Source organism: Microbacterium sp. USTB-Y, assembly GCF_023703415.1.
In the GTDB taxonomy this organism is placed as follows: domain Bacteria; phylum Actinomycetota; class Actinomycetes; order Actinomycetales; family Microbacteriaceae; genus Microbacterium.
This window is the reverse complement of record NZ_JAGMTU010000004.1, coordinates 409,010-427,840: the sequence shown is the minus strand read 5'-3', so window position 1 is coordinate 427,840 and position 18,831 is coordinate 409,010. Positions and strand designations below refer to the sequence as shown.

Below are 18,831 nucleotides of genomic sequence, written 5' to 3'. Positions count from 1 at the left end.
TGCGAGAGATGACGAGGGACCCCTGCAGTGGAGCCGGCGATCCGTGCTGCGCATGCTGGTGATCGCGGGTGTCCTTCCGCCGGTCCTCGGCGCGCAGGCCGGCGGCTCGTCGGCCGCGGCAACGGAACTACCCACGGCGACCGGCGCCTACGCGGATGCACTGCGACGGCTGGACAAGCCGAATCTGGCGGTGACCCAGGTCGCGCAGCTGGTCGGGTCGAACCACCGGATGACCTTCTTCCAGGCCACCTGGGACGGAGGGGCGACCGTCGTCCGCGATCTCGAGATCGCGCACGACGGCGGCTGGCTCCCGGCGACGGACGCCGCGCACCGCTTCGACGAGCAGTGGGTGGTGCTGAAAGGGTCGCTGCCGTCCGGCAGCGCGCCGGAGCTCTACGGCCCGCTGGCTCCGAGCTGGCTGGGATTCACCTCTTTCCAGGTGCTCGGCCCGCAGGCGATCGAGCTGCGCACCAGCACGGACGACGTCGAGCTCGTCGTGCGCTGGCGGCTGGAAGGCGACAATCCGGAAGCCCATCACGTGCTGACCGCGAAGAACGCCGGGGACTACATCGTCGGCTATCAGAGTCAGGACGCCCGGTCGCTCGACGATCTCGATGAGGTGCTGTGCGGTTCCTACCAGCACGCGCTCTCGGTTCTCGACGGCTCGGCGCCGCTCGGGGCGTGGGAGCTGTTCGCCCCGATGGCGCTCACGCAGTACGCCGTCGGCGGGATCCCGGTCACCTCCGGCGTCTACCTGCCGTCCGAGGTCGCGGAGTTCGTGCACGAGCGGCAGCTCATGTCGGACCGGCAGCCCTACGGGATGAGCCTGCGCAACGACAGCCTCGACCTCGTGCCCTGCATGTACTCGCCCCAGCCCGGGCTCCGCACGGCGATGGCGGCAGGGGAGGAGCGCGGGTTCGCATTCGGCGTGGCCGCACAGGCGGGTGCCCTCTATGACGCGTACACCGCGCTGTGCCGCGGCGAGTACGGAGTCACGGCCTACCGGCGCAACGTCTACGGGCGAGCGCTGACCGACGCCGTGCATGCGATGGCGGACCTCATCGCCGTCGAGCCCGCCGGGGACGACTCGGTGGACTACATCCCGTCTTTCTCCGGCTGGTGGAACCGCGCGAAGGGGTTCGTCGACGTGGAGAACGAGGACGCCGTGCGCACCGCTGCGAGCGGGGTGGTGCTCTCCGCGCATTACCTGACGGGCAGGACCGGCGGCACCCTGTACGACCGGCGCGCCCGCCCGCTGATCGAGTACCAGGTGTCGCGCAAGGGGATCGGGCACTCGCCGGTCATCGGCAGCCCGGTCTACAACGACAAGACGCAGTACCGGCTCGGCCGCATCCCCACGGACGCGGTGAACCTGACGGCGCTCTACCAGCTCACCCATGGGCGGAACGCGGGGATCCAGCGACTCGCCGTGCAGGCCACGAAGTCCGGGGTCGTCGGGCAGAGCCGTGCGCCCTTCGCCGTCCCCCTCGCCACCTACCGGGCCACCGGGGATCCGGCATATCTGGCCGAGGCGACGCTGATCGGCCGCCGCTACGTGCAGGAGCAGATCCTCACGCCGTATCGCGGCAACGGCCAGCCGCCGGGCGGCTTCGCCTACAGCTTCTCCAAGTACTGGGTCGACCTGCTCGAACTGTTCGAGGTGACGGGGGAGGCGGTCTTCCTCGAGGGAGCACACCGGGAAGTGCAGCGGTTCATCACGCAGACCGCGGTGCGGCCGGTGCCGGACCAGACCGTCACGGTTCCGGTGGGCCACGTGATCACTCAGCAGTACGACTGGGAGTCGCGCTCATCGCTGCCGCCCTATCCTGTCACGGGTGTGGCGACCGAGACGGTTCCGGCCTGGTACGTCTCGCCCTCTGGTCTCACCTTCGAGGCGCTCTCGTCGTTCAAGCTCGGGGTGAGCGCCGTGACGGATCCCGGCGGCGGGTACGTCTTCAACCCGTGTTGGGCCGGCGCACTGCTGCGCCTCGCCCACCACGCCGGAGACCCGCTGCTGGCCGACGTCGCGCACAACATGGTGATCGGCAGGTTCACGACCTATCCCGGCTATTACGGCCGGCAGTTCCAGGTCGCACACATGAAGCCGGACTTCGCCACGAGCGGTCCCGTCGGGATCACCGGGTACTACTTCCATCACGCGCCGGCGCAGCTGGGTCTCGCCATGGACTACCTGATCAGCGAGAGCTTCTACCGCAGTTCCGGCAGCATCGAGTTCCCGCACGTCTTCGAGGCGGACTTCGCCTACTTCAAGTTCTTCGCCTACGGTCACGCGCCCGGCTCGTTCTTCGGCGAGACCGGGGTATGGCCGTACTTCCCGGCGGGCCTGATCGAGCTGGACAACCCGCTGATCAACTGGATCGCCGGCGTGGGCAATGGCGCGCTCTACCTCAGCCTCACGAACTCGGCGCCCGATGCGCAGCAGGTCGTCGTCGACCTCGCCGGGGAGCTGACCGGACTGCCGCGCAGCGCCGCGCCGACGATCGAGGTCATCGCCGCGGACGGCAGCCGCTCCACCCAGGCGGCGATCGACGCGCGCGTCACGGTCACCGTCCCGGGGCACGGGCTGCTCGCGCTGGTCGTCCGCAACGTGGCGGTGCAGCGGCCGGAGCTGCCGTTCGACGACATCGTCGACCACGGCCCGGACAGCTTCCGCGAGGTCGACTCCGATCCGGCGAGCGATTACGGACTCGTCCGCGGGATGCTGCTGGTACGGCCGGGCGGGCAGGGATACGACGCGTATGTGCAGATCGACACGGAGCAGCAGGCGACGCTCTCGTACCGGATCGGCGGGCAGGTCGCGCAGCAGGCGCCGGCCAAGGGGTATCCCTATGAGTGGACGATCCCGGTGGACGACCCGGTGAAGGCGTTCGCCTTCACGGTCTCCGCCGGCGGCACGACCACGGACGAGGTCACGCTGCGCCTGCCGACGCGGATCGCCGGCGCGGGATCGGAGGTCTCGGGAGACGTGGTCGCCCAGGCCACGGGCACGGCAGGCGACCGAGTCCCGCTGATCATCGAGGTGCGCAACGGAACGGCGCAGCCGATCGCCGGCAGCGTCGGGCTCACCCTGCCGAGCGGGTGGCAGCTCGACGGCATGGTGCCGGCGATCGCGGCTCCCGCGCACGCCACGGTCCGGGTGGAGGCCTCGGTCGTGATCGCGACGTCCGCCGCGCTCGGGGAGGTCCAGGTCGCCGGATCCCTGTCGGTGCCGGGGGCGTCGCCCGTTGCGCTGAGGTCCGCGTCGATCGAGGTGATCGATCGGCGTCGGCTCGTCTCCCTGGCGTCGGACACCGAGGTCGCCAGCGGCCCCGGTGCGACGGTGAAGCTGACGGCCCTGGTGATCAACACCGGCGTGACGCCGCTCCAGGGGACGCTCGCCCTCTACGGCGCCACCGGCTGGACCATCGATCAGCGGGACGCGGCCGTCGTCGTGCCGCCGCGCTCCGATCTGACGCACACCTGGACCGTGACGGCGGGGGCCGGGGTCGCTCCGGGATCGAGCACGCGATTCGAGGCGAGGCTGGATCAGACCTTGCGCCGCGGGGTCCTCGTGCGGATGGCCGACGAAGGCGTGATCGTGCATACGCAATCGCCCTGGCCCGGGTACCTCGAGACCGGGCGGTGGTACCCGAGCGGCCTCTCCGGCTGGAACGGGACGCGCACGCGGTACAGCGACTCCGATTCCGTCGGCAGCACGGTGACCTGGAAGGCGGACCTCCCCCAGCCGGGGCTCTACCGCGTGTCGGTCTGGTATCCGACGAACCCGACGACGACCACGTCCGCGGCCTACGTCGTCGAGCACCAGGGCGGCAGCAGCGAGGTGATCGTGGACCAGACCCAGGGGGCTGCTGCGTGGCGGGCGCTCGGCACGTTCCGCTACGACGCCGGTGCTCCCGGCGTCGTGCGACTGGAAGTCCGCAGCACGAGCATCCACCGGGTCAGCGCCGCGCAGTTCGTGCGGGTCGGGGATTGACGAAAGGGGGTGGACCGGAGCGAGGCTCCGGTCCACCCCCTCGGGCGCTCAGCGCCGGACGAAGCGGGCGACAGCCGCCTCGTCCACCGTGACCCCGAGTCCAGGGCCGGTCGGGACGATGAATCCGCCATCGGGTCGCACCTCGAGCGGAGTGGTGAGGATGAGGTTGGCGACGGGCAGCGTGAACGGCTGGTACTCGAAGGCGAGCAGCGAGGTGGCGCTCGCCGCGACGTGCACTCCCGCGGCCATCGCGATGCCGAACGCTGCGGAATGGTGAGGCGCGACCTGCGCGTGGAACGCGTCGGCGACCGCGGCGATCGCGAGCCCCTCGGTGATTCCCGTCCGGCCGATGTCGGGCTGGGTCAGGCCGACGGCTCTGCGGGCGAGCCAGTCGGTGAACTCGAAACGGCTGCGCATCGCCTCACCGACCGCGATCGGCGTGGCCAGGGATGCCGCGAGATCGCGGTGCCCCTCGACGTCCTCGGGCGCCAGAGGCGCCTCGAAGAACCAGGCCCTGCGGTCGTCGAGCTCGCGGCCCAGAGCTTTCGCCTCGCCGAGCAGGTAGGTCCAGTGCGCGTCGAGCGCGAGGTCGAGATCCGGGTGCACGGCCCGGATGGCGTCATAGGTGGCGAGGTCGGTGCGGATGTCGGCGCCGAGATGCAGTTTGATCCGCCGCACGCCGGCCTCGACGAAGGCCGTCGCCTTGTCGACACGTTCGGCGTCGTCGTTCCCGCGGATCCCGGATACGTAGGTCGGCAGGATCTCGGCGAAGCGGCCGCCGGCGAGCTCCGAGACGGAGAGGCCCGTCGCGTGCCCCCAGAGATCCCAGAGCGCGATGTCGACGGCGGCCATGGCGTCCGCCTGGTGTCCGGTGAGGTGCCCCCGCTCGCGCATCGACTCGGTCATCCGGTGCCAGAGCGTCCGCACGGATCGCGGATCCTCGCCGAGGATGAGCGGGGTGAGAAGGTGATCGACCACTGCGGCGACGACTTCGGGGGCGACGGGCGCGAGCGCCTCACCCCACCCGACGAGCCCTTCGTCCGTCTCGATCTTGACGAGGAGCGACTCGTAGCCGGGGGAGTACAGGCTCCGCCACGGCGGTCGGATGACGTAGCCGCGATGGGCTACGCCGGTGTCGCCTGCATAGGAGTCGTCCGCATCCTCCCTCGACAGGAAAAGGGGGAACGTCTGGACGCGCGTGATCTTCACAAGGGTCTCCGAAGACAGTCGTGGGGGAGAGGCCGGCGGCGTCTGCCGCGGCGATGAGGTTCTGGGCGCCGCGACCGGATCGCGGCAGCATGTCAGAGCGCCGCGAAGGCGCTCGCGGAGCGGGAAGGGCTGTAGCCGAGCGCGACCGAGATCTCGTCCGCCGCCTCGATGAGCTGCAGAGCGAGCTCCTGGTGCGGGGCGTGCAGGTCGAGCACGGACAGGGGGCCGCTCGCCGAGAGCGCCGCGACGATCTCGCCCGCCCTGTTGTGGATCGGCGCCGCGATGCAGGCGCGCCCGAAGGCGAGCTCCTCGATCTCGGTCGCATACCCGCGGCTGCGGCTCTCGTCGAGCGCGACCTGCATGGCGTCGCGGTCGACGATCGTGTGCGGGGTGAAGCGCTGAGGGGAGTGCTCGAAGTACTCGTCGACCTTCTCGGACGTCATTCCGGAAAGCAGGGCCTTGCCGAGGCCCGTGGCGTGCAGGGGGCCCGTGCGTCCGGCCATCGCGAACGACTTCGGGGCGAGCGCGCCCTCGAAGTTGCAGAGGTAGGTGAAGGTGAAGCCGCTGAGCTCGGCGACGTTCACGCCGATCTCGATCCGGCGGGCCAGGTTCTGCGCGATCTGCCGCGACGCGCGGAAGATCGGCGAGCCGTTGAGCGCGATCGTCCCGAGGGCGACCGCCGCCGGCCCGAGCCGGTACAGACCGGTCCGGCCGTCCTGGACGACGAACTTCATCCGATCGAGTGCCGACATCATGCGGGAGACGGTGGACTGTCCGAGTCCGGTCAGCGTGCAGAGCTCGGAGACCCGCAGCTCGCCCGACTCCTCGGTGAAGCAGGCGAGCAGGGACATCGCCCGCTCCACGGTCTGGGTGCCACCCACCGATTCCGATGCCATTGCGACTCCTCCTCCTGCGGCCACCGCTGCTGCGAAGCCGTCGCCAGTCATCCTAATGAGAGTGATGACGCCAGGCAAGGCAAATGTGGGTGTCTTATGCATTTTGTGGATTTCGCATCCGCATTGTGGTTGACTGACTGCACGTCATCGTCGACGACTGCGACGACGGCGTGCAGGGGCCCGAGGGGCCCACCCCACCCGGAAAGTGAATGCCATGCCACAAGCCACCCTCGAGCGGCCAGAAGTCCGCGAGCAGGTCCCCGCACCGCGCTCGGGACGCCGCTCCACGCTGGGCGCGAAGGACCGCACCTTCGGTTTCATGATCGCACTCCCCGCGGTCCTGCTGTTCCTCGTGATCGCGATCTTCCCGCTCGTCTCGAGCATCGGCACCAGCCTCTACGACCAGTCACTGCTGCGACCGGAGCGCACGTTCGTCGGCTTCGACAACTACGCGCTCATCTGGGACGAGTTCGTGGCGAGGCTCGGCACCACGCTCGTGTTCGCCTCGCTCTCCACGGTCTTCCCCCTGGTCCTCGGCGTCGCCCTGGCGATGCTGCTGAACTCCCGGATGCGCGGGCGCACGGTGCTGCGCGGCGCACTGATGCTGCCGTGGCTGCTGCCCGGGGTGGTCGTGTCCTTCCTCTGGGCGTGGATCTTCAACGACAGCTACGGCGTCGTGAACCACGTTCTTTCGCTCCTCGGTCTCCCCGAGATCAGCATGCTCGGAAACCCGGTCGGAGCGATGGCCGCCGTGATCATCGCGAAGACCTGGCACTCCTTCCCCTGGATCATGGTGGTCGCTCTCGCCGTGCTGCAGACGCTGCCCAGCGAGCAGATCGAGGCCGCGACGATCGACGGCGCGACCAGGGCTCAGCGCTTCCGGTACATCTCTCTGCCGCACATCGCCGGCCCGGTGACGCTCGTCGCCGTGCTCGAGTTCATCTACAACTTCGGCAACTTCGACACGATCTTCGTCATGACGGGAGGAGGGCCCGGCAATTCCACGACGACCCTCGCCGTGAGCCTCTATCACCTCGCCTTCGGCAGCTACGAGCTCGGCAAGGCCTCCGCGATGGGGGCGCTCTGGCTCGTCCTGCTCGCGATCATCTCGAGCGGATATCTGCTCCTCAACCGACGACTGGAGAAATGATGCGCCGCAACCGCGACGTCGGCGAGGGGATCATCCGCCCTCGTCTGTCCGTCCCCGGACGCCTGGGCCTCATCGTGCTCGCCCTGTTCGGCCTCCTTCCGGTGTACTGGCTCACGGCGACGGCGTTCACGAAGAAAGAGGACGTGTTCGCACAGAACCGGCCGTTCTTCCCGGTGGATCCGACGATCGAGAACTTCGTCGGCTTCTTCCAGAACGACGCCCTCCTGAAGAACCTCGGCAACAGCATCGTCGTGTCCAGCGGCACCGCGCTGCTGGCCGTGCTGGTGGGCGGCCTGATGGCCTATTCGCTCTCGAAGTTCCGCTATCGCGGACGCAACGCGATCATGTTCATGTTCCTCATCGGTCAGCTGACCCCCGGCGCCCTCCTGCTCATCTCGCTGTACCTGATGCTGAGCTCCGCGGGCCTGCTCTACACCTATGCGGCCCTGATCCTCTCGTTCACGACCTTCACGCTGCCGCTCACGGTCTTCCTGCTGAAGGGGATCATGGACGGCCTCCCGGACGACATCCTCGAGGCGGCGAAGGTCGACGGGCTCTCCCGTACCGCCACCGTGTTCCGGATCGTCTTCCCCCTGGTCGTCCCCGGGCTCATCACTGCCGCGATGTTCGCCTTCATGCGCGGGTGGAGCGATCTGCTGTTCGCTCTGACGCTCGCCGGCCCCGACAAGCAGACGCTGCCGGCGGGCCTCACGCAGGCGTTCATCCATGAGGGCACCGCGGATTGGCCCGCGCTCATGGCGGCCTCGCTGATCACCTCGCTCCCGCTCGTCATCATCTTCGTCGTCCTCCAGCGCTACTTCGTCTCCGGCCTCGCGGCCGGCGCGGTGAAGGGCTAACCGCTTGTCCCCGAAACATCCTGATTCCCGATCCGTCCCTGAAGGAGCTGTGCCCATGAACATCCCGAACTCGCAGTTGAGTCGTCGTGCCTTCCTCGGCGGCGGCACCGCGCTGGCCGCTTTCGGCGTCCTCGCGCTCGCCGGCTGCGCGACCCCGGCCACGACGCCCCCTGGAGCCACGGCGAGTGCCGCGACCAAGGCGAAGACCATCAACTTCTACGGCAACTCGCTCGGCGAGGAAGCGCTCAAGCCTGCGTGGCAGGGGATCATCGACGGTTTCTCCAGCGACGCGGGGGTCACCGTCGCCCCGGTGATCTATCCCTACGACCAGGCCGCCACCCAGTTGGCGCTCACGGGCCGCTCCGGCAAGCTCCTCGGTGTCGGCCAGTCGGGCGGATGGCAGGTGCTGACGCCCATGGACCTGCTCGCCGATCTGACCGAGTTGGCCAAGGGTCTCGGGATCCCACAGGGAGTCCTCGACTCCTACACCAAGGACGGCAAGCTGCTCGTGCTGCCGCTGACGGCATCGGGCATCGGGATCGCGACGAACGGTGAGATCGCGAAGAGCGTCGGCATCAAGTCCGGCATGACCGTCGAGCAGTTCGCGACGGCACTCGAGAAGATCAAGGCGCAGGACGCCTCGCTGATCCCGTACGCGGCGGTGACGAAGAACCCGGACCTGAAGGACGCCGTGCACTGGATGTGGGGCTTCGGGAGCGAGGTCGTCACGGACGATCTGACGTGCACCATCGGCGACGCGGCGAGCGTCAAGGCCATCGCCTGGTACAAGTCCCTCTTGGACGCGGGGCTCACGCAGACCAACGTCGCCCGCAGCGACGCCCGCATCCTGTTCGCGAGCGGGCGGGCGGCGGTCTACGACGATGCGCCCCTCGTGCCGACCTTCTTGAAGAAGAACGGCGCCGCGCAGAACATCATCGACAACGTCAGCGCGATCTCGCGCCCCACCGTCGACGGCAAGAAGTCCTACAACCGCGCCTGGGGCAGCGGCCTGTTCGCGACGGCCGGGGAGGGCGAGGTCACGAGCCGCGAGTTCATCACCTACGCGGCGACGAACGTGGCGGCCGCGACGGCGCTCTACGAGCGCTCCGCGGTGGCCCCGGCCGCCAAGACCGTCGCGGACAAGATCCCCGCGCTCGCCGCGGACAAGTTCCAGGGGACGTTCCGTACCCAGGTGTCGGAGCACGCACGCGCGGCCGCCTGGGACCGGGTCGCCGTGACGGCGCAGATCGACGCCGCGATCGGTGGCGGTGTCGCGACCATCCTCGCGGGTCAGGTGGAGGTCCAGGCCGGTCTCAACGCCCTGAAGAAGGAAGTGCAGGGGCTGCTCGACTCCAACTCCTGAGCCTCAACCACGAATGCCGCGCCGGAGGATCTCCGGCGCGGCATTCGTGTTCGAGCGGAGAACGCGTCAGAGCCAGCGGTCGCGCAGGGCCGGCTTCAGCCACGCGGCGGGGGAGGACATGGAGAGGCCTCCGTCGACCGGGATCGTGGCTCCGGTGATGAAGGAGGCTCCTTCCGACGCGAGGAAGGCGACGACCGATGCGACCTCTTCCGGACGCCCGATCCTGCCCAGCGGATAGCCCTCGGTCTCACCGGTGTCTGCGGCGGAGATGCTCCCGGGCTGCACGGAGTTGACGCGGATCCCGCGGGGGCCGTAGTCCAGTGCGAGCTGCCGCATGAGGGCCTCGACACCGGCCTTGGCTGCTGCGTACGCGGGCAGGGAGGGTGCCGCGAGCATGGCGTTGACCGAGGTGACCGCCACGATCGACGAGCCGGGAGCGAGCAGCGGCAGCGCGGCGCGGGCGACGAAGAACGCCGAGTCGAGCGTCGCCCCGAGTGCCCCGTGCCAGTCCTCGTCGCTCGTCGACTCGGCGCGTCCGATCGGCATGCGGGCCGCCGCGAGGACGACGACGTCGATGCCGCCGAGGGCCTCCGCGGCGTCGGAGACGGCTCGTTCCGCGCCCTCGGTGCGGCTGCAGTCGGCGACGAGATAGCCCGCGAAGACCGGATCGACAGTCGGCGCCAGCCCCACCCCGACGACGGCATCGCCGCGCTCCGCGAACGCGCGCGCGATGGCGATGCCGATGTCGGATCCTCCGCCGATCAGCAGAACGCGGCTGGTCACGCGCGCACCGCGGTCGGAAGCGGAGGAAGGGCGAGCTCCTCGAGGACGAGGTGCACCGCGGCGCGGCTGCCGGCATCGAGGCGGGCCGCCGGGTAGCGGACGGTCGCGTGATCGATGATCCCGCGCGCCACGAGCACCTCCTTGTGCACCGCCCACGCGATGCCGCCCTGCAGCCCGATCAGCACGAGAGGGAGCATACGACGAAAGCCCGCGCGCGCCTCCTCGACGCGCCCCGCGACGAAGTCGGCCAGCACGGGGCCGAGCAGGTCGGGGAACTCGCAGGCGGGCATCGTGCCGATCGCGCCACGGGCGTACTCCTCCAGGCAGAACTGGGCGTTCTGGCCGCCGAGCACCGCGAAGCCGGTCACGTCGAGCGCGTCGACCACGGCCCCGACCTTGGGCGCGGTCGGTGGCGCCTCGATCTTGACGGAGTCGACGTGGTCGAGGCGGGCGAGGTCCGCGATGAGCGCCGGCGTCATGGTGACGCCGGTGACGCCCGGCGCGTCCTGCACCATGACCGAGAGGGAGGTGGATCCGGCGACCTCGCCGTAGAAGTCGACGAGCGTGGTCGCCGCTGGCTTCACCATGAACGGCGGAAGCACCATGAGCGCGTCGGCGCCGCCCTCTTCCGCGAGGAGGGCCTGCTCGATCGAGGTCGCCGTCGAGGTGCCGTTGACCCCGGCGATGACCGGAACGCGTCCGGCGACGACCGCGACGACATCGTCGAGGATCGCCCGCCTCTCGTCCGTCGTCAGCGCGAAGCCCTCGCTCGCCATGCCGAACACGGCTATGCCGTCCACGCCGGATGCGAGTTCGAATTCGACCAGTCGCCGAAGCCCGGGGCGGTCGAGGCCGCCCGTCTCGTCGAAGGGCGTCGCCAGGATCGGCATCAAGCCGTGGAGGGTGGGAGTCATCGGCAGGTTCCCCGCTTCATCATCGGAACGCATTTCGCGCAAGAGGCATGCATATTGTGAGATAGTCTGCCACATAACGGTTACCGCCTACCAGTGAAAGAGGGCAAGGATGCCGCGTTCACCCCGCTCGCGAAACGTCGAGATCATCTCGGACGAACGATACGTACAGGCCGAGTCGCCGCGGTGGGACGGCAGGGACGGCGGTCTGGGCTGGATCGACATGGCGACAGGGCGCTTCCATCGCGGACGCATCGAGGACGGGCGGCTGGTGCCGGCAGGGTCCGTCCTCGTCGGAGCGAAGATCGGCGCGCCGGCGCCCCTCGTTGATGCCGGAGCCGGGTGGATCGTCGCGGCCGAGCGCGGGGTGGTCCATGTCGCGGATGGCGGCGCCATCACGCCGGTCGTCTCGGACCTCGCCGTTCCCGGCGACTATATGAACGACGGCGCCTGCGATCCGTCCGGGCGCTTCTGGGTGGGCAGCCAGTCGATGCCGCGGGAGCCGCACAGTGCACTGTGGAGCATCGACGAGCACGGCGTCGCGGTCGAGCGTCTTGGCGGGGTCACGGTGTCCAACGGCCTGGTCTTCGACGGCACCGGATCCACGATGTACTACATCGACACGCTCCCGCACCGCAGCATCGAGGCATTCCACGTGGCGCCCGACGGCGTGCTGTCGCACCGGCGCACGGTCTGCGCGGTGGGTGGAGGGAACCCCGACGGCATGGCGATCGACGGCGAGGGGATGCTCTGGGTCGCCGTGTGGGACGCGGGGGAGGTGCGCCGCTACGCGCCCGACGGGACGCTCGACGAGTCGGTCCCGCTCCCGGCGACGCGGCCGACCGCGGTCGCCCTCGTCGATGACCTGCTGGTGATCACGACCGCGAGCATAGGGCTGGCACGCCCTTCCGCGGCGGACGGCGCGATCCTGGGAGTGCAGGTCGAGGTCGGGGGCCTACCCGCGCTGCCATGGGGAGGATCGAGCCCGCTCGGCGCTCCCCGTGAGGCATCGGCGGACGGGAGCGACTCGTGAGCATCGTGGACAACGGGCACCTGCAGGAGCGGCTCGGCGAGAGCAGGCTGATCGCGATCCTCCGCGGCAGCGATGTCGATGCCACGATCGCGGCGGCACGGACCCTGCTGGACGCCGGCGTCCTGACTCTGGAGATCGCGCTCACGCTGGAGGGGGCCGAAGAGGCGATCGCGCAGGTCGTCCAGGATGCCCCGGCCGACGCGATGATCGGCGCCGGGACGGTCCTCACCCCGGCGGATGTCGACAGAGCGGTTTCTGCCGGCGCGCAGTTCATGGTGACGCCGACGCTCAGCGCCTCCGTCGAGTACGCGATCCGGGAGGGCATCGGCGTTCTTCCCGGCGTCTACTCGCCCACGGAGATCCAGCGCGGTCTGGACCTGGGCGCCGCGGCCGTCAAGCTGTTCCCGGCCTCGGGGCTCGGCCCCGGCTTCATCCGCGCGGTGCGAGAGCCTCTGCCGCACGCGCGGATCATCCCGGTCGGCGGAGTGTCGGTCGAGACGGTGGGAGAGTACCTCGAGGCCGGCGCGTTCGCGGTCGGCGTCGGAGGACCGCTCCTCGGCGGCGCGGCGACGTCGTCGGGAGACCTCGTGGCTCTCGCGGTGCGCGCCGCGGCTTTCCGTCACGCCGTGGCCCGCCCCTGAGGGCGCCCACCCCTCCACTTGCGAGTCGTCCCCCTCAGCACGTCCTATGGACCGTGCTGAGGGGGACGACTCGCAAGTAAAGGGGTGGCGTCAGTGCGTGTCGACGGCCTCGATCTCGGTGCGGTCGCCGGACCACTGGGTGTGGAACGTGCCGGGCTTGTCGATGCGCTTGTAGGTGTGCGCGCCGAAGAAGTCGCGCTGCCCCTGCACGAGCGCGGCGGGGAGGCGGTCGGCGCGGATGCCGTCGTAGTACGACAGCGACGACGAGAACGCGGGCGCGGGGATCCCGGCCTGTGCGGCCGCGACGACGACGCGGCGCCACGCCGCCTGGGCGCGGCCGATCGCCTCGGCGAAGTACGGCGCCGTCATCAGGACCGGAAGGTCCGGGGTCTCGGCGTACGCGTCGGCGATGCGGTTCAGGAACTGCGCGCGGATGATGCAGCCGCCGCGCCAGATCTTGCTGATCGCACCGAGGTCGATGTTCCAGCCGTACTCGGCGGCACCCGCGCGGATCTCGTCGAAGCCCTGCGAGTAGGCGACGATCTTGGATGCGTACAGCGCGAGGCGCACGTCCTCGATGAACGCGTCCACCTGGTCGGCGGGGACGGTGAAGGCCTCGTCGGGTCCGGGCAGGGCGCCGGCGACGGCGCGCTGCTCGGGGTGCGAGCTCAGCGAACGCGCGAAGGTGGCCTCGGCGATGCCGGAGACCGGGACGCCGAGGGACAGCGCGGTCTGCACGGTCCACGCGCCGGTGCCCTTGGCGCCGGCCTGGTCGAGGATGACGTCCACGAGCGGTGCGCCGGTGGTGGCGTCGACCTGGCGGAGCACCTCCGCGGTGATCTCGATGAGGTACGACTCGAGCTCGCCCTTGTTCCACTCGGCGAAGATCTCGGCGATCTCGGCCGGGGTCTTGCCGGTGCCGCGACGGATCAGGTCGTAGGCCTCGGCGATGAGCTGCATGTCGGCGTACTCGATGCCGTTGTGCACCATCTTCACGAAGTGGCCCGCGCCGTCGTGGCCCACGTGCGTCACGCACGGCTCGCCCTCCGCGATCGCGGCGATGGAGCGCAGGATCGGGCCCAGCGTCACCCAGGACTCGTCGGATCCGCCCGGCATGATCGAGGGCCCGGTGAGCGCGCCCTCCTCGCCGCCGGAGATGCCCGCGCCGACGAAGTTGATGCCGGTGGAGCGCACCGCCTTCTCACGGCGGATCGTGTCCGGGAAGTACGCGTTGCCGCCGTCGACGATGATGTCGCCCGGCTCGAACACCTTCACGAGCTCGTCGATCACCGCGTCGGTGCCGGCGCCGGCCTTGACCATGATGATCGCCGTGCGGGGCTTCTGCAGCGCGTCGGCGAACTCCTGGTAGGAGGCCGCGGGGATGAAGCCCGCCTCGGGGTGCGCGTCCAGCACGCCCTGCGTCTTCTCGTAGCTGCGGTTGAAGATCGCCACCGTGTTGCCCTCGCGGCTGGCGAGGTTGCGGGCGAGGTTCGAGCCCATGACGGCGAGCCCGACGACTCCGATGTTGGCGTGGGCGGTGGTTTCTGACACGCGGGACTCCAGACGAAAGCGTGGATGGGCTTTCCAGATTATCGCGTCGGTCGAGGCCGATGACCGTGCTGTCCGCTTCGCGCAGCGAGCGGTTGCCAGACATGATCCTTCCGCTGTTTCAGAAACCAGGAAAGACAGGATGGCAAGCGGTTGCCAATCGGGTGGATCCTGGATAGGGTTCCGGGGGACGAAGGAGGACCATCCGTGACTGAGCACACCGTCGACGACGCGCTCTTCGCCGCCGATCCGGTCGAGCGCGGGATCGCTCGGGAGCTGTTCGCGGAGGTGCGCACCGCCCCGATCATCTCGCCGCACGGACACGTCGACGCCGCGATGCTCGCCGAAGACAGGGCCTTCCCCGACCCGACCGCTCTGCTGATCACGCCGGACCACTACGTGACGAGGCTGCTGCACGCCGACGGAGCGGACCTCGCCGACCTCGGCGTCGGCGCCGCCGTCGACCCGCGCGCGGCGTGGCGGCTGCTCGCCGGACGCTGGCATCTGTTCGCCGGCACCGCATCGGGGTTCTGGTTCGAGCGCACGCTGCGCGACCGGTTCGGCGTGGAGGACGAGCTCACCGCCGCCTCCGCCGATCGCGTCTACGACCGGATCGCCGCGGCCCTGGCCGGGGAGCGCTTCCGCCCGCAGGCGCTGTTCGACGAGTTCGGCATCGCCGTGCTGGCCACCACGGACGATCCGCTGGACGACCTCGCCCGACACGCACGACTGCGCGAGAGCGGAGACGTGCGCGGGCGGGTGGCGCCGACGTTCCGTCCTGACGCCTATCTCGATCCGGCCGCGCCCGACTTCGCGTCCCGCGTGCTGCGCCTGCTCGGGGGCAGGCCCGCGTCGTTCGACGCCTATCTGGATGCGCTGCAGGAGCGGCGCCGCCACTTCGTCGCGCACGGCGCGTTCTCCGCCGATCACGGCGTGATCGAGCCGTACACCGTGGCGATGGAGGCTGCCGACGCGGAGCGCCTCTTCCAGCGCGTGCTGTCCGGAGAGTCGGATGCGGTCGACGAGCGCGAGTTCCGCGGGCACATGCTCTGGCAGATGGCGCGGATGAGCGTCGAGGACGGCCTGGTCATGACGATCCACCCCGGCGTCCACCGGGATCACTCCCCGGCGGTGCGCAGGCGATACGGCGCCGATGCCGGGGCCGACATCCCGGTGCCGGTCGAATACGTCCGCAACCTCAAGCCGCTGCTGGACGACTTCGGCCTGCGGCGCGACTTCCACCTGGTGCTCTTCACGATCGACGAGACGGTGTTCTCGAGGGAGATCGCGCCCCTGGCCGGCTTCTATCCGAGCGTGTTCATCGGCTCGCCGTGGTGGTTCATCGACGCACCAGAGGCGATCGCGCGCTTCCGCGCCGCGACCGCCGAGTCCGCCGGCTTCTACCGGTCCAGCGGGTTCGTGGACGACACCCGCGCCTTCCTCTCGATCCCGGTGCGTCACGAGATGGCGCGCCGGGCCGACGCCGCCGCGCTCGCCCGGATGGTGGTGGACGGCAGGATCCGGCGATCCCGGGCGGAGCAGATCATCCGCGACCTCGTCGATGCCGTGCCGCGCCGGGCGTTCAAGCTGTGACGCGCGAGCCGGAACGGCACCCCCAGACCCCCGACACCGTCCTCCCCGAGGCAGAGAGCAGGCAGGCGCACCCATGATCATCGAACGGGCAGAGGTCGTCGTGACCAGTCCCAGCCGCAACTTCGTCACGCTCCGGCTCGTGACCGACGACGGCATCGTCGGGCTCGGCGATGCGACGCTGAACGGCCGCGAGCTCGCGGTCGTCGCCTACCTGCGCGACCACGTGGTGCCGCTGCTGCGGGGACGGGATGCGCACCGCATCGAGGACACCTGGCAATTCCTCTATCGCGGCGGCTACTGGCGCCGCGGACCCGTCACGATGGCGGCCATCGCCGCCGTCGACATGGCGCTGTGGGACATCAAGGCGCGCGCCGCGGGCATGCCGCTGTACCAGCTGCTCGGCGGTGCGAGCCGGGAGGGCCTGCTGGCGTACGGGCACGCCTCCGGCTCCGACCTGAGCGAGCTCTTCGACTCCGTCCGCGCGCACCTCGAGCAGGGGTTCCGTGCCATCCGCGTGCAGACGGGGGTGCCGGGGCTGAACGCGATCTACGGCATCGCCTCGCAGGCGGCCGCGGCCGGCGGGGGAGAGGAGCGCTACGACCACGAGCCGGCGCGGCGCGGGGCGCTCCCGATGCAGGAGGACTGGGACACCCGTGCGTACCTGCGCCATCTGCCCGGGGTCTTCGAGGCGGTGCGCAACGAGTTCGGCCCGGAGCTGCCGCTGCTGCACGACGGGCATCACCGGATGACGCCCCTGCAGGCCGCGAAGCTCGGCAAGGAGCTCGAGCCCTACGACCTGTTCTGGCTCGAGGACTGCACACCCGCCGAGAACCAGGAGGCGCTGCGTCTCGTGCGCCGGCACACCACGACGCCGCTCGCGATCGGCGAGGTCTTCAACACCGTCTGGGACTTCAAGGACCTCATCCGCGAGCAGCTCATCGACTACGTGCGCGGCGCCGTCACGCACATGGGGGGCATCACGCCGCTGAAGAAGACGATGGAGTACGCGGCGCTGTACCAGATCCGCTCCGGGTTCCACGGGCCGACCGACATCTCCCCGGTGGGGATGGCGGCGCAGATGCATCTGGGGCTGGCCATCCACAACTTCGGGATCCAGGAGTACATGAAGCACTCCGCGCGCACCGACGAGGTGTTCCGGCAGTCGTTCCGCTGGCGGGACGGACTGCTGCATCCGGGCGACGAGCCGGGACTCGGCGTCGAGCTGGATCTCGACGAGGCGGGCCGGTATCCGTACGAGCAGGCGTACCTGCCCTTCAATCGGCTCGCCGACGGCACGGTCCACGACTGGTGAGTGCACGCCGGGCGCGTCGCGCATCCGCAGATGTCGATCCCGAGAACAGCGTGTAACGATCCGAATACCCGTTCGGCCCGATGACGCGAGAAACGGCACCCCGTCGGACTAATGTCGTTCGCGGAGCGCGTGCAAAGAGGTACGCTCACCACACCTTGAAGACATCGACGTTCGCAAGGAGCGGTCGATGACCCGAATCGGAAGGCAATCACAAAATGATGCGAAAGAAGGCCCTCAGTGCGGGCGTCGCAGCAGCAGCGGCGCTGCTTCTGCTCGCAGGTTGCGCGAATCAGCCCGGTGCAGGAGGCAGCACGACGGGAAGCTCCAGCGGATCCATCCCGGACATCCCCGCGGTGACCTCGGTCGAGACGCCCAAGGACGCGGTCCTGCCGGCCGGTGACGGCAAGGCGACCTGCCCCGCCACGACCACCCTCGCCTACATCGGCGCCGAGACCGGCCCGAACGCGCAGCTCGGCATCAACATCTTCCAGGGCGTGCAGCTGGCCATCGACCAGCACAACAAGGCCAACCCCGGCTGCCAGGTGCAGTTCAAGAAGTACGACACGGAGGGCGACCCGAACAAGGCGACCGGCCCGACCACGCAGGCGGTCTCCGAGGCGGACATCCTCGGCGTCGTCGGTCTGCCGTTCTCCGGCGAGTCCAAGGCCACCGGAAACATCTTCCAGCAGCAGGGTCTCGTGCACATCACGCCCTCGGCGACCAACCCGGGCCTGACCCAGAACGGCTGGACGACCTTCTTCCGCGGCCTCGGCAACGACGCGCAGCAGGGGCCGGCCGCGGCGAAGTTCCTGACCGACACCCTGAAGGCCAAGAAGGTCTACCTGGTGCAGGACGACTCCGACTACGGCATCGGCCTGGCGGGGACCACGTCCAAGGGCCTGGGCGACGCGCTGGTCGGCACCGACAAGGTGACCACCGGGCAGAAGGACTTCTCGGCGACGATCTCGAAGATCATCAACGCGAAGCCGGATGCGGTCTACTACTCGGGCTACTACGCCGAGGCGGCGCCGCTCGCGCAGCAGCTCGCTGCCAAGGGCTTCACGGGCGCCTTCGTCGGCCCCGACGGTGTGAAGGACGACCAGTTCATCAAGTTGGCCGGCGACGCGTCCAAGAACGCGTTCTTCACCTGCCCCTGCATCCCGGGTGAGCTCCTCACCGACTTCTCGAAGCAGTACACCGACGCGTTCAACGCGGCGCCGGGCACCTACTCGATCGAGGGCTACGACGCGGCCACCGTGCTGCTGAGCGGCATCGACAAGGGCAAGCAGTCGCGCGCCGACCTGCTCGCCTGGGTGACGTCGTACGACGCTGACGGCCTCGCGAAGCACCTCAAGTGGGACAAGACGGGCGAGCTCGAGGCGCCGACCGTCTACGGCTACCGCGTCCTGGACGGGAAGATCGCCTACATCGGCCCGATCGGCAAGTAATGACAGAAGGGCCCCGTGGCTTCCCAGCCGCGGGGCCCTTCTTCCCCCTCCCGGCCTCTCGGCGCAACGACGCGCCACTCTGCGGAAGCGAAC

Annotated in this window: 14 protein-coding genes; 9 read left to right on the top strand and 5 right to left on the bottom strand. The window is 69.6% G+C overall.

Annotation, left to right across the window (positions count from 1 at the left end):
• Positions 1 to 43 precede the first annotated feature (43 nt).
• Complete coding sequence (locus J8G10_RS12620) at positions 44 to 3,994, top strand: hypothetical protein (protein ID WP_251445252.1); 3,951 nt, start codon at positions 44 to 46, stop codon at positions 3,992 to 3,994.
• A 48-nt stretch (positions 3,995 to 4,042) separates the two neighbouring features.
• Here J8G10_RS12620 and J8G10_RS12615 read toward each other — a convergent pair whose 3' ends face one another.
• Together J8G10_RS12615 and J8G10_RS12610 are read right to left on the bottom strand one after the other, a co-directional pair.
• Entirely contained in the window at positions 4,043 to 5,203 is a 1,161-nt protein-coding gene (locus tag J8G10_RS12615) for a mandelate racemase/muconate lactonizing enzyme family protein (RefSeq protein ID WP_251445249.1), read from the bottom strand.
• Positions 5,204 to 5,295: 92 nt separating this feature from the next.
• Positions 5,296 to 6,099, bottom strand: a complete 804-nt coding sequence (locus J8G10_RS12610) for an IclR family transcriptional regulator (protein WP_045270438.1) — start codon at positions 6,097 to 6,099, stop codon at positions 5,296 to 5,298.
• Positions 6,100 to 6,313: 214 nt separating this feature from the next.
• Between J8G10_RS12610 and J8G10_RS12605 the strand changes: the two genes are divergently transcribed.
• From J8G10_RS12605 to J8G10_RS12595, 3 genes are read left to right on the top strand one after another with little or no spacing between them, the layout of a single operon-like run.
• Positions 6,314 to 7,249, top strand: coding sequence for a carbohydrate ABC transporter permease (locus J8G10_RS12605; RefSeq protein WP_251445245.1), 936 nt, complete (start codon positions 6,314 to 6,316; stop codon positions 7,247 to 7,249).
• Positions 7,246 to 8,106 carry a carbohydrate ABC transporter permease gene (locus tag J8G10_RS12600; RefSeq protein WP_251445242.1) on the top strand — a complete coding sequence of 287 codons (861 nt, stop codon included), beginning with the start codon at positions 7,246 to 7,248 and terminating at the stop codon, positions 8,104 to 8,106. Before J8G10_RS12605 ends, J8G10_RS12600 begins: the two co-directional genes overlap by 4 nt.
• Before the next feature lie 55 nt (positions 8,107 to 8,161).
• A complete protein-coding gene (locus J8G10_RS12595) occupies positions 8,162 to 9,469 on the top strand; it encodes an ABC transporter substrate-binding protein (protein ID WP_251445239.1) in 1,308 nt (435 codons plus the stop codon).
• A gap of 66 nt (positions 9,470 to 9,535) precedes the next feature.
• Here J8G10_RS12595 and J8G10_RS12590 read toward each other — a convergent pair whose 3' ends face one another.
• Positions 9,536 to 10,252 (bottom strand): SDR family oxidoreductase, encoded by a 717-nt coding sequence (locus J8G10_RS12590; protein ID WP_251445236.1) that lies wholly within the window; start codon positions 10,250 to 10,252, stop codon positions 9,536 to 9,538.
• Positions 10,249 to 11,166: a dihydrodipicolinate synthase family protein gene (locus J8G10_RS12585; protein WP_251445233.1), complete on the bottom strand. Its 918-nt coding sequence runs from the start codon at positions 11,164 to 11,166 to the stop codon at positions 10,249 to 10,251. The genes J8G10_RS12590 and J8G10_RS12585 overlap by 4 nt, the downstream gene beginning before the upstream one ends.
• A gap of 109 nt (positions 11,167 to 11,275) precedes the next feature.
• Here J8G10_RS12585 and J8G10_RS12580 point away from each other — a divergent pair, with 109 nt between their 5' ends.
• The gene (locus J8G10_RS12580; RefSeq protein WP_251445230.1) at positions 11,276 to 12,196 is read left to right on the top strand and encodes an SMP-30/gluconolactonase/LRE family protein; all 921 of its coding nucleotides are present in this window, start codon (positions 11,276 to 11,278) and stop codon (positions 12,194 to 12,196) included.
• The gene (locus J8G10_RS12575; RefSeq protein ID WP_251445227.1) at positions 12,193 to 12,837 is read left to right on the top strand and encodes a bifunctional 4-hydroxy-2-oxoglutarate aldolase/2-dehydro-3-deoxy-phosphogluconate aldolase; all 645 of its coding nucleotides are present in this window, start codon (positions 12,193 to 12,195) and stop codon (positions 12,835 to 12,837) included. Before J8G10_RS12580 ends, J8G10_RS12575 begins: the two co-directional genes overlap by 4 nt.
• A gap of 90 nt (positions 12,838 to 12,927) precedes the next feature.
• Here the strand turns inward: J8G10_RS12575 and gndA are convergent, their stop codons facing one another.
• Positions 12,928 to 14,388, bottom strand: a complete 1,461-nt coding sequence (gene gndA, locus J8G10_RS12570; protein WP_308220699.1) for an NADP-dependent phosphogluconate dehydrogenase — start codon at positions 14,386 to 14,388, stop codon at positions 12,928 to 12,930.
• A 204-nt stretch (positions 14,389 to 14,592) separates the two neighbouring features.
• On the opposite strand from gndA, the gene uxaC reads away from it, so the two are divergent.
• The 3 genes from uxaC (at position 14,593) to J8G10_RS12555 (ending at position 18,738) form a co-directional block, all read left to right on the top strand.
• A complete protein-coding gene (uxaC, locus tag J8G10_RS12565) occupies positions 14,593 to 15,978 on the top strand; it encodes a glucuronate isomerase (protein ID WP_251445224.1) in 1,386 nt (461 codons plus the stop codon).
• Between the two features lie 73 nt (positions 15,979 to 16,051).
• On the top strand, positions 16,052 to 17,290 hold the full coding sequence (gene manD, locus J8G10_RS12560) for a D-mannonate dehydratase ManD (protein ID WP_251445221.1): 1,239 nt from the start codon (positions 16,052 to 16,054) through the stop codon (positions 17,288 to 17,290).
• Between the two features lie 215 nt (positions 17,291 to 17,505).
• Positions 17,506 to 18,738, top strand: a complete 1,233-nt coding sequence (locus J8G10_RS12555; protein ID WP_251445218.1) for a branched-chain amino acid ABC transporter substrate-binding protein — start codon at positions 17,506 to 17,508, stop codon at positions 18,736 to 18,738.
• The last annotated feature ends 93 nt before the right edge of the window (positions 18,739 to 18,831 follow it).